This window comes from Mesorhizobium sp. M8A.F.Ca.ET.202.01.1.1 (genome assembly GCF_004791595.1).
Classification (GTDB): Bacteria; Pseudomonadota; Alphaproteobacteria; order Rhizobiales; family Rhizobiaceae; genus Mesorhizobium.
The window spans coordinates 254,142-268,028 of the sequence record NZ_SRUN01000009.1 but is presented as its reverse complement, the minus strand read 5'-3'; the positions used below and the strand labels follow the sequence as shown (position 1 = coordinate 268,028).

11 protein-coding genes are annotated in these 13,887 nt (G+C 62.2%); 7 read left to right on the top strand and 4 right to left on the bottom strand.

All coding sequences use genetic code 11. The features are described from left to right. On the top strand, window positions 1-891 hold the full coding sequence (locus EN845_RS20750; RefSeq protein WP_127872198.1) for an HlyC/CorC family transporter: 891 nt from the start codon (window positions 1-3) through the stop codon (window positions 889-891). Between the two features lie 95 nt (window positions 892-986). On the opposite strand, the gene EN845_RS20745 is transcribed toward EN845_RS20750, so the two are convergent. From EN845_RS20745 to EN845_RS20735, 3 genes are read right to left on the bottom strand one after another with little or no spacing between them, the layout of a single operon-like run. After that, window positions 987-2,528, bottom strand: coding sequence for a SpoVR family protein (locus EN845_RS20745; protein WP_127872199.1), 1,542 nt, complete (start codon window positions 2,526-2,528; stop codon window positions 987-989). 8 nt (window positions 2,529-2,536) lie between these two features. Continuing rightward, window positions 2,537-3,850 carry a YeaH/YhbH family protein gene (locus tag EN845_RS20740; protein ID WP_127872200.1) on the bottom strand — a complete coding sequence of 438 codons (1,314 nt, stop codon included), beginning with the start codon at window positions 3,848-3,850 and terminating at the stop codon, window positions 2,537-2,539. 19 nt (window positions 3,851-3,869) lie between these two features. Further along, the gene (locus EN845_RS20735) at window positions 3,870-5,819 is read right to left on the bottom strand and encodes a PrkA family serine protein kinase (protein WP_127872201.1); all 1,950 of its coding nucleotides are present in this window, start codon (window positions 5,817-5,819) and stop codon (window positions 3,870-3,872) included. Between the two features lie 321 nt (window positions 5,820-6,140). On the opposite strand from EN845_RS20735, the gene EN845_RS20730 reads away from it, so the two are divergent. Both EN845_RS20730 and EN845_RS20725 read left to right on the top strand, forming a co-directional pair. After that, window positions 6,141-6,941, top strand: a complete 801-nt coding sequence (locus EN845_RS20730; protein ID WP_127872202.1) for an alpha/beta hydrolase — start codon at window positions 6,141-6,143, stop codon at window positions 6,939-6,941. Between the two features lie 117 nt (window positions 6,942-7,058). Beyond that, a complete protein-coding gene (locus EN845_RS20725) occupies window positions 7,059-8,612 on the top strand; it encodes an acetolactate synthase large subunit (RefSeq protein ID WP_127872203.1) in 1,554 nt (517 codons plus the stop codon). Between the two features lie 7 nt (window positions 8,613-8,619). Here the strand turns inward: EN845_RS20725 and EN845_RS20720 are convergent, their stop codons facing one another. Beyond that, window positions 8,620-8,922, bottom strand: coding sequence for a BolA family protein (locus tag EN845_RS20720; RefSeq protein WP_127276016.1), 303 nt, complete (start codon window positions 8,920-8,922; stop codon window positions 8,620-8,622). A gap of 177 nt (window positions 8,923-9,099) precedes the next feature. Here EN845_RS20720 and EN845_RS20715 point away from each other — a divergent pair, with 177 nt between their 5' ends. The 4 genes from EN845_RS20715 (at window position 9,100) to EN845_RS20700 (ending at window position 13,774) form a co-directional block, all read left to right on the top strand. Next, window positions 9,100-9,729, top strand: a complete 630-nt coding sequence (locus tag EN845_RS20715) for a J domain-containing protein (protein ID WP_127276015.1) — start codon at window positions 9,100-9,102, stop codon at window positions 9,727-9,729. A 123-nt stretch (window positions 9,730-9,852) separates the two neighbouring features. Further along, on the top strand, window positions 9,853-10,839 hold the full coding sequence (cobS, locus tag EN845_RS20710; protein WP_127872204.1) for a cobaltochelatase subunit CobS: 987 nt from the start codon (window positions 9,853-9,855) through the stop codon (window positions 10,837-10,839). A gap of 11 nt (window positions 10,840-10,850) precedes the next feature. Next, on the top strand, window positions 10,851-12,749 hold the full coding sequence (gene cobT, locus EN845_RS20705) for a cobaltochelatase subunit CobT (protein ID WP_127872205.1): 1,899 nt from the start codon (window positions 10,851-10,853) through the stop codon (window positions 12,747-12,749). Next, window positions 12,746-13,774: an esterase-like activity of phytase family protein gene (locus tag EN845_RS20700; RefSeq protein WP_127872206.1), complete on the top strand. Its 1,029-nt coding sequence runs from the start codon at window positions 12,746-12,748 to the stop codon at window positions 13,772-13,774. Before cobT ends, EN845_RS20700 begins: the two co-directional genes overlap by 4 nt. Window positions 13,775-13,887 lie beyond the last annotated feature (113 nt).

The following is a 13,887-nucleotide window of genomic DNA, read 5'->3' as shown; positions in this document are numbered from 1 at the left end:
ATGGACAATGGCTGGATCGTCGTCGCCGTCCTTGCCATCATCGTCCTGCTGGTCGTTGCCGTGCGCAAGCGTCTCCTCGCAATGTTCGGCTATGAACTGTCGCGCATCGAGCCGCAGCGCTCGAGCCAGGACGAATTGCGCGGCGCGGTCGACGATTTCCGCCGTGACGGGCAGGTGGTGCGCGAGGACCGCGACCGCATCGGCGGCCTGTTCGACCTCGAAGAGCTCGAAGTTTCCGACGTCATGGTCCACCGCACGAATATGCGCTCGGTCAACGCCGACAATGCGCCGGAGGCAGTGGTGCGCGAGATCCTGCAGAGCCCGCACACCCGCATGCCGCTCTGGAAAGGCTCGCTCGACAACATCGTCGGCGTGCTGCACGCCAAGGATCTGCTGCGCGCGCTGAACGAAGTCGGCAACGATTTCTCGCAAATCGACGTGATGAAGATCGCCTCAAAACCCTGGTTCGTGCCCGACACCACGACCTTGCAGGAACAGCTCAACGCCTTCCTGCGCCGCAAGGCGCATTTCGCCGTCGTCGTCGACGAATATGGCGAGGTCGAGGGGCTGGTGACGCTGGAGGACATCATCGAGGAGATCGTCGGCGAGATCGCTGACGAGCACGATGTCGACATCCAGGGCGTCAAGCAGGAGGCAGACGGCTCCATCGTGGTCGATGGCACGGTGCCGATCCGCGACCTCAACCGGGCGCTCGACTGGAACCTGCCCGACGAGGAGGCGACCACCCTTGCCGGCCTCGTCATCCACGAGGCGCAATCGATCCCCGAGGAGAAGCAGGCTTTTACGTTCCACGGCAAGCGCTTCGTCGTGATGAAGCGCGACAAGAACCGCATTGCCAGGGTCAGGATCCGGCCGGCCGGCGACGCCTGAAGCCTGTCTTTATGCTAGTTGCCCCAAGGCCGCTGCGCACTTTTTGATCGATATGCGCCGGGCCTGAGCCACGGCATCGGTGCAACAACCAAGCCTCATTCCGCGATCTGGCTCGTCGACCGTTCATTGACCGTCAGGCCCGTCTCAGCGTCGACGGCGGCCAGGCTGACCTCATAGCCCCAAAGCCTCCGGATGTGACGAAGCGTGGCGTCGCGGCTGGTGTCCTCAAGAAGGATGCCCTGTTTCACCTTGTGCTGCAGTCGCAAATGCCGATCGCCGAGCAGATCGACATCCACCACCTGGATGTCCGGTCGGTTCGCGCCGACGTCGTAGTTGTGAGCGAGCGCGGCGCGTATCTTTTCATAGCCGCGCTCGTTGTGGATCGAGGCGACCTCACAATGTGGCTGGTCGGCAGCGTCGCCGAGCACAAAAAACCGCCATTTCCGGATCAAGGCCGGGCTGAGGTACTGGCGGATAAAGGACTCGTCGCGGTGGTCTGCCCAGGCGTCGAGGAGGACCTCGCGCCAGTTGCCGTGGCCGGCGATGTCGGGAAACCAGTCTCGATCCTCGGCCGTCGGCTTGGTCGAAATGCGCCTGATGTCCTGCATCATGTCGAGGCCGAGAGCGTATGGATTGATGCCCGAAAAACGCGGATCATCGAACGCCGGCTGGAAGACCACGTTGGAATGATTGCGCAGGATTTCGAGCATGGCGCCCTCGCTGATCCGGCCGCGGTCGAACAGCGTGTTCATCACGGTGTAGTGCACGAAGGTGGCGCAGCCCTCGTTCATCACCTGTGTTTGCCGTTGCGGATAAAAATATTGCGCTATGACGCGAACGATCCTGATGATCTCGCGCTGCCAGGGCTCCAGGACCAGACTGTTCTTTTCCAGGAAATAAAGGAGGTTTTCTTCGGGCAGGTTGAGCGACTTCTTCCACTCCGGGTCCTGGACCTTGACGTCGGCCCTTTGCTGCGAAGGCGGCAGCGTGCGCCACAAATCATTGTAGGAGCGCTCTTCGTATTCGAGACGCTCGCGAAGCCCTTCGCGCAGTCGTTCCGACGACAGCTTCGGCGGCCGCTGATAGCGGAATACACCCTGTTCCATCAGCGCGTGGGCGGAATCGAGAACGGCCTCGACGGCAGCGAGGCCGTGCCGCTCCTCGCAACGGACAATGTAGCTCTTGGCGAAGTCCAGGTAGCCGAGGATCGCTCCAGCGTCCGTCCACTGCTTGAACAGATGGTTATTCTTGAAGAAATGGTTGTGCCCGAGCGCGGCGTGAGCCGTCACCAAGGCCTGCAGGGCCATGGTGTTCTCCTCCATCAGATAGACGATGCAGGGATTGGAATTGATGACCAGTTCATAGGCAAGTCCGCGCCCGCCTTTGCGATAGAGCAGATCCTGGTGGAGGAAGTGTTTGCCGAAAGACCAATGTCGGTACATCAGCGGCATACCGACTGACGAGTAGGCGTCGAGCATCTGCTGGGAGGAGATGATCTCCATCTGCACGGGATAGATATCGAGATGGAGCTCTTCGACAGCGATCGCCTCGATCGCATCATAGACCCGCGACAATTTCGTAAAATCCCAGTCGGATCCGGAAAAAAGCAGTTCGGAATTAGCGGCTTGTGTGGTCATCAGCTCCCTCACGCTCTCTTGAGGAGAGTCGGCTGTCTGCCGAAGAGCTGGCGAAAGACCGGGTAGATATCGGCGGGCGTGGCGATGCGGCTCATCTGGAAGTTCGGCCATTTCAGGTCGATCGCGCTATAGGCACGCCATAGCGATGTCCCGTTCTCGGTCGTGCCGAATATATGGGCTTCGCGCTCGTCGATGATCTCGACATAGGCAAAATACTGGCACAGCCGCATGAGCTTGCCGTCGAGCAGGGCTATGCAGCGCTCGGAATCGGTGATGGAATTGTCTCCGTCCGAGGCCTGGGCGGCATAGATGTTCCACTGGCTGGCCGGATATCGCTGCCCGATGATGCGATGCATTTCCTCGAGCGCGGTGGAAACGACGGTACCGCCGCTTTGGGTGCAATTGAAGAATGTCTCCTCGTCAACCTCCTGCGCCTCGTGGGTATGGCGAATGAAGACGATTTCGATCCGGTCATAACGCCGTTTCAAAAACAGGTGCAGCAGCACGAAGAAGCGCTTGGCCAAATCCTTTTCGCGCTCACCCATGGACCCGGACACATCCATCAGACAGAACATGACGGCATTGGCGTTCGGCACGGGCTGGGGATCGAAGCGGTTGAATCGAATGTCGACAGGATCGACATAGGCAATTCGCCTGCGCCGCCGCTCCAACCGGTCCAGCTCCTCGCGCAAAGCGGCAATGCGCTGGCGCGTTGCCGCGCTGGATTGCACCAACTCGAGCATGGCGATCTCCTCGAGGATCGCGTCCAACTCGCCCTGCTTGGGGCGCCTCAGCGCAATACGCCGGCCATGACTGTTACGCATCGTGCGCCCAACATTGATGTTGGTCGGTGAGCCGGTAGCGGCGAAGCCGGCCCGGCGCGGCTTGAAGGCAAGGATTTCCTTGAGGTTGAGCTTGACCATATCCGGGAGTTCGAGATCCTCGAAAAAAAGATCGAGCACCTCTTCGCGTGACAGCACAAAACGAAAGTCGTCTTCAGACACGGTGTCTCCCGGGGACGACGCCCCGGCGCCGCCGCGCTGGCCGGGCTTGGGGATCAGATCTCCAGGAGAGAAATGCCTGTTGCCCGGCAGGATGTACTGGCGCCTGCCGCTGTTCCTGGCGTTGTTGAAGGTCGGCTCGCCCGTGCCTCTGTCGGGCATGGGCACTGCGTGCTCGGCATCCACGTCGGCGATCCTGCCGATGCGGATCTGATCGCGTAGGCTTCGCTTGAGTTCTTCCCGAGCGCGCCTGAGGAACCGCTGGCGATTGCCCAGGCTCTTGTCCTTCGGATTCAGGCGGCGGTCGATGAAAATAGGCATGGAACCATTCGGGCCTCTCTTAACCCGCCTTGTTCACCCGCATGTACCAGTCGACAAGCCGGCGCACCTGCCGCTCGGTGTAGCCGCGTTCCACCATGCGCTGCACGAATTCATTGTGCCGCTTTTCCGTGACGCTGTCCTGCTTGGAGCCGAAACTGATCACCGGCAAGAGGTCTTCGACCTGGCCGAACATCCGCTTCTCGATGACCTCGCGAAGTTTCTCATAACCTGTCCAGGACGGGTTGCGGCCGTGGTTTCGCGCCCGGGCACGCAGCGTGAATTTGACCACTTCATTGCGGAAGTCCTTGGGATTGGCGATGCCGGCCGGTTTCTCGACCTGCGACAATTCCTTGTCCAATACCTCGCGATTGAGAATCTGGCCCGTGTCGGGATCCTTGTAGTCCTGGTCCTCAATCCAGGCATCGGCATAGGCGATGTAGCGGTCGAAGAGGTTCTGGCCATATTCGCTGTATGATTCCAGATAGGCTTTCTGAATCTCGTGGCCGATGAACTCGGCATAGCGCGTTGCCAGTTCCGACTTGATGAAGTCGAGATAGGCGCCTTCCGTTTCCTTTGGAAACTGCTCGCGCTTGATCGCCTCTTCCAGGATGTACATCAGGTGCACGGGATCGGCAGCCACCTCCTTGGTGTCGTAGTTGAATGTCTGGGACAAGATCTTGAAGGCGAAGCGTGTGCTTACGCCGGTCATGCCTTCGTCGACGCCGGCGGCATCGCGATATTCCTGGACCGACTTCGCCTTGGGATCGACTTCCTTGAGGTTCTCACCGTCATAGGCGCGCATCTTGGTGTAGAGCGGCGAATTGTCGTGCTCGGCAAGGCGGGTCGAGACCGTGAATCGGCTGAGAATGTCCATCACTTCAGGTGCGCAGGGGCTTGCGGCCAGGTCGCTCTCGCGCAGCAGCTTTTCATAGATCTGCCGCTCTTCGGTGATCCGCAGGCAATACGGTACCTTGACCACGAGGATGCGGTCGAGAAAGGCCTCGTTGTTCTTGTTGTTTTTGAACTGTTGCCATTCCGATTCGTTGGAATGGGCAATGATGATGCCCTGGTATGGAAAGGCGCCGAAATTCTCGGTACCGTTGTAGCTGCCTTCCTGGGTCGCCGTCAGCAACGGGTGCAGGACCTTGATGGGCGCCTTGAACATCTCGACGAATTCGAGCAGGCCCTGCGTGGTCCGGTTCAGTCCGCCGCTGTAGGAATAGGCGTCCGGGTCGGACTGACTGAAATTTTCCAGCTGTCTGATGTCGACCTTGCCGACCAGGGCCGAGACATCCTGATTGTTTTCGTCGCCAGGCTCTGTCTTGGCAATGCCGATCTGGCGCAGCCGGGAAGGCATCAACTTGACCACGCTGAATTTGGAAATATCGCCGGACAGTTCGTCGAGTCGCTTGGCCGCCCATGGTGAGATGAGCCCATTCAGCCGGCGTCGGGCTATGCCGTATTTATCCTCCAGCAGGTCGCCCATGCGATCGGGGTGGAAAAGGCCAAGTGGCGATTCGAAAACCGGGCTGATCTGGTTGCCGACCTTCAGCGTGTAAATCGGGCGCTGTTCCATCAATTTCTTCAGCCGTTCGGCCAGGGAGGATTTGCCGCCGCCGACAGGGCCAAGGAGGTAGAGGATTTGCTTGCGCTCCTCGAGTCCCTGGGAGGCATAGCGAAAATACCCGGCGATACGCTCGATCGTTTCCTCCATGCCGTAGAAGTCGGAGAAGGAGGGATAGATCTTAAGGGTGCGGTTCGAAAAAATGCGGCCGAGCCGTTCGTCCTTGCTGGTGTCGACCAGGTCGGGTTCGCCGATCGCCTCGACCATCCGTTCAGGCGCCGAGGCATACATTGATTTGTCCTCTCGGCAGGCAAGGAGATACTGCTGGAGGCTGGTTTCTTCCTGGGCGGCGTTGGCATAAATCTCCGAAAAAAGGTCGAAGACGTCGGACTGATTGTCGCGCATAGTGCTTTGCCCTCAGAGCCGTGCTGGCTACCTAATGGCTCATCACATATTCAACTGCCGGAACGCATGGTGGTTCCCTTTATTAGGAGCGCGCGTGCATTTGGCATTGAAACCCGAGACGCCAGCCATCTGGCCGAAATGCTTACCCAATACTTAGGTGGTGATGGCCAGACGAGGTCGTCAAGGGGCAGATATTGATTTCGTGATCTGCACGGTATTGAAGCGCGTTGATGCGGCCTGAGGCGGCGAGAGTTGCGACCCGGTTCTGGACGCGCGTAGCGCCCGCGAGCACTGTTGGACCTGCACAGCCGGGAGACTACGATGATCGATCGACGAAACCTCATCCTGACCTCCCTGGCGGCGATGCTGCCCTTGGAAGCATGGACCGTGCCGCGCCAGCCCGCGCCAGAAACGTTTGACTACGGACCGGCTCGACTCGACCTTTATGCACCGGAGGACGCAAGCGGGCTGCCGGTGGTGTTTTTCGTTCATGGCGGCGCCTGGCGGCTCGGCAAACGCAGCCAGGTGGGCGCCAAGCCGGCCTTCCTGCTTGCCAACCGCTTCTGCTTCGTCTCCATCGACTACCGTATGCTGCCGCAGGCCGATGTCGCCACCCAGGCGGGCGACGTCGAGAAGGCCTATGCCTATGTCAGGGCCAACATCGCCCGGCATGGTGGCGACCCCAACCGCATCGTCGGCATGGGCCATTCGGCCGGCTGCCACCTGATTGCTCTGACCGGCATGCGCGGTGGATTGCCCGGCGTCGCCGGGCTGCTTCTCGATGATACCCGGGCCTATGATCTCGCCGCGCTCGCCGAAAATGGCGGCATGGTGCGGGCCTATGCGCGCGTGTTTTCCGATGCTTCGCAATGGGCGGCGCTTTCGCCGGCGAGCTATGTGGACGGCCGCAAGCATCCGCCGACCTTCATCGCCTATTCTCGTGCCGACGGTCGCGGCGAGCAGTCCACGACCTTTGCCGAGCGCCTGCGCGCCACAGGCACCGAGGTGACGCTGTTCGATGGCAGCGCGTATACGCATATGTCGATCAACCGCGATTTCGGCAGGGATGGCGATGCGCTGACCGCCGCCGCGCTGACGTTCCTGAAATCGGTGGTCGGTTGACTCAGCCGATTGTCGCTCGCCCATTCCGTCGCTGGATCATGCCAAAAGCGTCGGCGGAATATTGCGGCGCGGACATGCGCGGGTGCAATTGCTCCTCGTTAACGGGAGAAAATTTGCATGAATGGCGCCGATGTCCTGTGCGACGTGCTGCTGGCCAATGATGTGACGGTGTGCTTCGCCAACCCCGGCACATCCGAAATGCATTTCGTCGCCGCGCTCGACCGCAAGCCGCGGATGCGTTGTGTGCTTGGCCTGTTCGAGGGCGTGGTGACCGGTGCGGCCGACGGCTATGCGCGCATGACCGATCGCCCCGCAGCGACGCTGCTTCACACAGGGCCGGGGCTGGCCAACGGTCTTGCCAACATGCACAACGCAAGGCGCGCCAGGAGTTCGATGATCAACATCGTCGGCGACCATGCCTCATACCATCTGCCGCTCGACGCGCCCCTGACCAGCGATATCGAAGGCCTGGCGGCGCCGATGTCCAACTGGGTGCGCCGCATCGAAGGGCCTGCCGATGTCCAGCCGGCCACGGAGGCGGCCTTTCGCGCCTCGCTGACGCCGCCGGGGGTCACGACGCTGATCCTGCCGGCGGACGCGGCCTGGGGGGAGGCTGACGCGGTTTCGCCCGGCAAGGTTGTCCTTTCACCGCCGCCGGTGCTTGACGTGGATGCGGTGCGTCAGGTTGCCGCGGCGATCCGCTCCGCGCCCGGCCGTGTTGGCATGATCGTTCGCGGGCGGGCGGCGCGCGCCGATGCGCTCGAGATCGCCGGCCAGATTTCGGCGGCCTGCGATGTCAGGCTGTTCAGCGAGGTCCTGATCGCCAGGATGCAGCGCGGGCGCGGACGTGTCGCGCCGACGCGCATCCCCTATCCGGTCGACGCGGCGACGGCAGCGCTCAGGGATATCGATGTCCTGGTGCTGGTCGGCGGAAAGGAGCCGGTCGCCTTCTTTGCCTATCCGGGAAAGCCGGGACGGCTTGTCCGTGACGACTGCCAGGTGCTGACGCTCGCCGGCCACGGCCAGGACCTGCATGCGGCGCTGGAAGCGCTTCGCGGTGAACTTGGCGTCAAGCTGTCGCAACGGACGGTGGTTGCCAGCGCCTTTCCCGACGAGGCGACGCCGAACGGCCCGCTGACGGAAGACGCCATCGCACTGTCTGTCGCGAGAAAGCTGCCGGCCGACGCGATCGTCTGCGACGAGGCCGTCACCTCGGCGCGGCGCTTCTTCGCGCTGTCGGCCTTTGCCGCGCCGCACGATTACATGATGGGCACGGGCGGGTCGATCGGCGGCGGCATCCCGCTGGCGACGGGTGCGGCGATCGCCTGTCCCGGCCGCAAGGTGATCAATCTCGAGGCCGACGGCAGCGGCATGTACACGGTGCAGGGCCTGTGGACGCAGGCGCGGGAACGTCTCGACGTGGTGACGATTGTCTTTTCCAACCGTACCTACGCGATCCTGCATGGCGAGATGAAGAATGTCGGCGTGAATGCGATCGGCGAGAATGCGCGGCGCATGCTCGATCTCGATCATCCGGCGCTGGACTGGGTTTCGCTGGCCAAAGGCATGGGCGTGGAGGCTGCGCGTGCGGATACCTGCGAGCGGTTCGACGCGCTGCTCGCCGCTGCCTTGTCTCGCCCGGGGCCGTTTCTGATCGAAGCGGTAATCTGACCGGTTCTTACCAGCGCGTCTGTTCGCCCGGCGCCGCCGGCTCGATCGCCAGCGCGTGCACGCCGGCCTTCAACTCGTCGGCCAGCAGTTCGTTGACGGCGCGGTGACGGTCGATGCGGCTCATGCCGGCGAAATTCGGCGAGACGATGCGGACACGGAAATGCGTCTCGCCGGTGCCGTCGAACTCGGCGTGGTGGCCGGATTCCACGTGATGATGGCCGGCGTGCAGATGGCTTTCGTTGAGGATGACCAGCCGGTCCGGCGAAAATGCCTTGTTGAGCTTGTCTTCCATGGTCGCCTGTATGGACATCGTTTTCTCCCTTCACCACATATGGTTGGCGCTGCCGTGAAAACCGGAAATCGGTCTCACCAGGCCGCTGGCGCGCAACAAAATCAGTCATTCGCCTGCTTTAAGCCGCGATTCAGCGGTTAGGGCGATGATCGCGAAAATGTCAATTCTTGTTTCGCATCTGCGAACGCCCCATAAATGGGTGAGATGAAGCCGTATCCCAAATATTTCGAGAAGATTCGCGTTCGCCCCGACAAGGACGCGGAGGTGAAGTCGCACGCGCCGATCTGCCAGTGGGATGGCTGCAAGGAGGCGGGCACGCATCGCGCGCCGGTCGGGCGCATGAAGGAGGGCGAGTATTTCCGGTTCTGCTTCGACCACGTGCGCGAGTACAACAAGGGCTTCAACTACTTCTCCGGCGTGCCGGACACCGAGGTCGCGCGCTTCCAGAAGGAAGCCATGACCGGCCACCGGCCGACCTGGAAGATGGGCGTCAACGGCGCCTCGACACGCTCCTCGCCCGATATGGCGCAGATGCGCTCCGGCCGCGCCGGCTACTACAACCGCATGCGCGACCCGTTCGACCTGTTCAAGGGGCCGAAGGATCCGCGCGAGGCGCGGGAGCGCAAGGCCAAGCCGCTTGAGGCCAAGGCGCTGGAAACGCTTGGCCTTGATACAAAGGCGACTGGCAAGGACATCAAGGCGCGCTATAAGGAACTGGTGAAGCGTCACCATCCGGATGCGAATGGCGGCGACAGAGGTTCGGAAGACCGGTTCCGCGATGTGCTTCAGGCCTATCGCGTGCTCAAACAGGCGGGCCTGTGCTGAGCGACCCTACGGTTCGTGTCGTTTTCCAACTTTCATAAGGTTGGAAAAGGCTTTAAGACCGCCCCCGAACAAAATCGATTGCCGGCGAAACGCGACGTTTCGCTTGTGGAGACGTTGAGAGATATGAACAAGGTCGATCGCGATATCGCCAACCTGCCCGACACGACGGTGTCGGTGAAGGAGAAATTCGGCTTCGAGTCCAAGATGGTGGTGCCGGCCTATTCGGTGACATCAGAGCATGTGCCCGACATTGATCCCGACTATCTGTTCGACAAGGCGACGACCTTGGCGATCCTCGCCGGCTTTGCCTACAACCGCCGCGTCATGGTGTCGGGCTATCACGGCACCGGCAAGTCGACCCATATCGAACAGGTTGCCGCCCGCCTCAGCTGGCCTTGCGTGCGCGTCAACCTCGACAGCCATGTCAGCCGTATCGACCTCGTCGGCAAGGACGCGATCGTGGTCAAGGACGGCTTGCAGATCACCGAATTCCGCGACGGCATCCTGCCCTGGGCCTATCAGCACAATGTGGCGCTGTGCTTCGACGAATACGATGCCGGCCGTCCCGACGTGATGTTCGTCATCCAGCGCGTGCTGGAATCGTCCGGCCGCCTGACGCTGCTCGACCAGAGCCGGGTTATCCGCCCGCATCCGGCGTTCCGGCTGTTCTCGACCGCCAACACGGTCGGTCTGGGCGACACCACCGGCCTCTATCACGGCACCCAGCAGATCAACCAGGCGCAGATGGACCGCTGGTCGATCGTCACCACGCTGAACTATCTGCCGCATGACAATGAAGTGAACATCGTGCTGGCCAAGGCCAAGCACTATCGCGACACCAAGGGCAAGGACATCGTCAACAAGATGGTGCGCGTCGCCGACATGACGCGCTCGGCCTTTATCAATGGCGACCTGTCGACGGTGATGAGCCCGCGTACCGTCATCACCTGGGCCGAGAATGCCGAGATCTTCGGCGATGTCGGCATGGCGTTCCGGCTGACCTTCCTCAACAAGTGCGACGAGCTGGAACGCTCGGTGGTTGCCGAGTTCTACCAGCGCGCCTTCGGCCAGGATCTGCCCGAGAGCGCAGCCAACGTGGTGCTGGGCTAAGCAGAGCGTCGATGGCGGGTCCGGGCGACAATACGCGCAACAAGTCGAAGACGGGGTCTGAAGCCGATAGCTTCAAGCGCGCCGTCACCGTCTGCATGCGCGCCATCGCCGGCGATAAGGAGATGGAAGTCGGCTTCGCCAAGGACAGGCCGGCGCTGGCCGGTAGCCGCGCGCGGCTGCCTGAACTGCCCAAGAAGGCATCGAAGACCGACATCGCGATCACCCGCGGGCTCGGCGATTCCATGGCGCTGAAGCGCGCCTGCCACGACGTGCGCATCCACAGCAAGCTGGCGCCCGAAGGCAAGGCAGCCCGCGCCATCTACGACGCGGTCGAACAGGCCCGCGTCGAGGCGATCGGCAGCCGCGCCATGCAAGGCGTCGCCGACAATATCGGCTCGATGCTGGAGGACAAGTACGCCAAGGCCAACCTCGTCGACGTCAAGGACAAGGCCGACGCGCCCATCGAGGAGGCGCTGGCGCTGATGGTGCGCGAAAAGCTGACCGGCCGGCCGGTGCCGAAGAGCGGCGAGCGGCTGGTCGAACTCTGGCGCCCGTGGGTCGAGGAGAAGGCAAAGGCGGACCTCGACGGCCTGTCGGAGAAACTCGAGGACCAGCAGGCCTTCGCCCGCGTCGTGCGCGAGATGCTCGCCTCCATGGAAATGGCCGAGGAACTCGGCGACGACCAGGAGACCGAAGACTCCGAGGACAATGACGACAACCAGCCGCAAGGCGAGGAACAGAGCGAGGAGGGCGGCGAAGACGATTCCGGCTCCGAGCAGTCGCAATCCGAGGACGCCGAGGCATCGGCGGACGACGAGCAGTCGGCCGAGACCGAAGCCTCCGACGCGACGGCCGACGATCTGTCGGATGACGACGATGCCGACGCCGAAACCCCCGGCGAGGCGCGCCGCAACGACAATCCCTTCACCAATCTGCCGAAGGAAATCGACTACAAGGTCTACACGTCAGCATTCGACGAGACGGTCGGCGCCGAGGAGCTCTGCGAAGAGGAAGAGCTCGACCGGCTGCGCGCCTTCCTCGACAAGCAGCTCGCCAACCTGTCGGGCGTCGTCGGACGGCTCGCCAACCGGCTGCAGCGCCGCCTGATGGCGCAGCAGAACCGGTCCTGGGATTTCGACCTGGAAGAGGGCTATCTCGATCCGGCGCGGCTGGTGCGCGTGGTTATCGATCCGATGCAGCCGCTGTCGTTCAAGCAGGAACGCGATACCAAATTCCGTGACACGGTGGTGACGCTGGTGCTCGACAATTCCGGTTCGATGCGCGGCCGGCCGATCACGGTCGCCGCCACCTGCGCCGACATTCTGGCGCGCACGCTGGAGCGCTGCGGCGTGTCGGTCGAGATCCTCGGCTTCACCACGCGGGCCTGGAAGGGTGGGCAGGCGCGCGAGAAATGGCTGAAGGACGGCAAGCCGCCGAACCCCGGTCGGCTCAACGACCTGCGCCATATCATCTACAAGTCGGCCGACCACCCGTGGCGGCGGGCGCGGCGCAATCTCGGCCTGATGATGCGCGAAGGCCTGCTCAAGGAAAACATCGACGGCGAGGCGCTCTTGTGGGCGCACAACCGGCTGATTGCCCGGCCCGAACAGCGCAAGATCCTGATGATGATCTCGGACGGCGCGCCCGTCGACGATTCGACGCTGTCGGTCAATCCCGGCAATTATCTCGAACGCCATCTGCGCGCCGTCATCGAACTGATCGAGACGCGTTCGCCGGTGGAGTTGCTGGCCATCGGCATCGGCCATGACGTCACGCGCTATTACCGGCGCGCCGTCACCATCGTCGATGCCGAGGAACTGGCCGGCGCCATGACCGAGCAACTGGCTTCGCTGTTTGCCGAGGAAAGCGCGAAGGATACGCGTCGCGGCGGCATGCGGCGCGCCGGATGATCTTTTTCCGAGGCGGGTTTCGGCACACGCTTTTCGCCGCCTTCGCCTTGCTTGCCGGCATGGCTTCGGCGCCAGCCGGTTCGGCCGACCCGGCTCCGGTTGAGCCTGTCGCGGTCTCGGCCCGCCCGATCACCGAATTCCATATTGGCCGTACCGACAAGCAGTTTGGCCAGCTCGAATTCGTCGGCGGGCTGGAAACGACCTCGCCATCACGTGATTTCGGGGCGCTGTCGGCCTTCCGGTTTCTGAAAGCCGGCAGTGATTTCATCGGCGTGGCCGACACCGGTTACTGGTTCTTCGGCTCGGTGGCCCGCGACGCTGACAGGCGGCCCGTTGGCATCCAGAATTTTCGCATGCAGCAGATGGTCGACCAGAACGGCCAGCCGATCGACGAAAAATGGGAAGTCGACGCCGAGGGCCTTGCGGTCAAGGACGGCATCGCCACCGTTGGTTTCGAGCGCAACCATCGCGTCGCCCAGTTCAAGATTGACCAAGACAATATGAAGGGGTCGTTCCGGCAGTTGGATTTCCTGGTGCCGGCGCGGGAGCTGCGGCAGAATCGCGGCTTCGAGACCGTCACCCATGCCAATGCCAACGGCCAGCATCAGGGCGGCCTGGTCGTGGTCTCGGAGAAGAGCCTCGACAAGGCCGGCAATATCTACGCCGCCATCATCGAAGGCCCGCACAAGGGCGTCTTCACCGTCAAGCGCAACGACGATTTCGACATCACCGATGGCGCCTTCCTGCCGGATGGCGATCTTTTGCTGCTGGAGCGCAGTTTCACCATGGCGGGCGGCCTCAAGATGCGGCTGCGGCGCATTTATGGAGAGAGCGTCGAGAAGGGCGCCGTCGCCGATGGGCCGGTGCTGCTGCAGGCCGACATGGGCTACCAGATCGACAATATGGAAGGTCTCGACGTCTGGACCCGCGATGACGGCGCGCTGATGGTGTCGCTGATCTCCGACGATAACCACTCGATCCTGCAGCGCAATCTCTACCTGGAATTCATCCTGCACCAGGATTGACTGGCACTCTGCCTGCTTGAAGTAGGGTCGACTGTCCGTCACTCGATCTACGCTGATCAAAACACTTTAGCACAGACTTGACTATTCGTGCGATCGGCGCAATACTCAAGTCC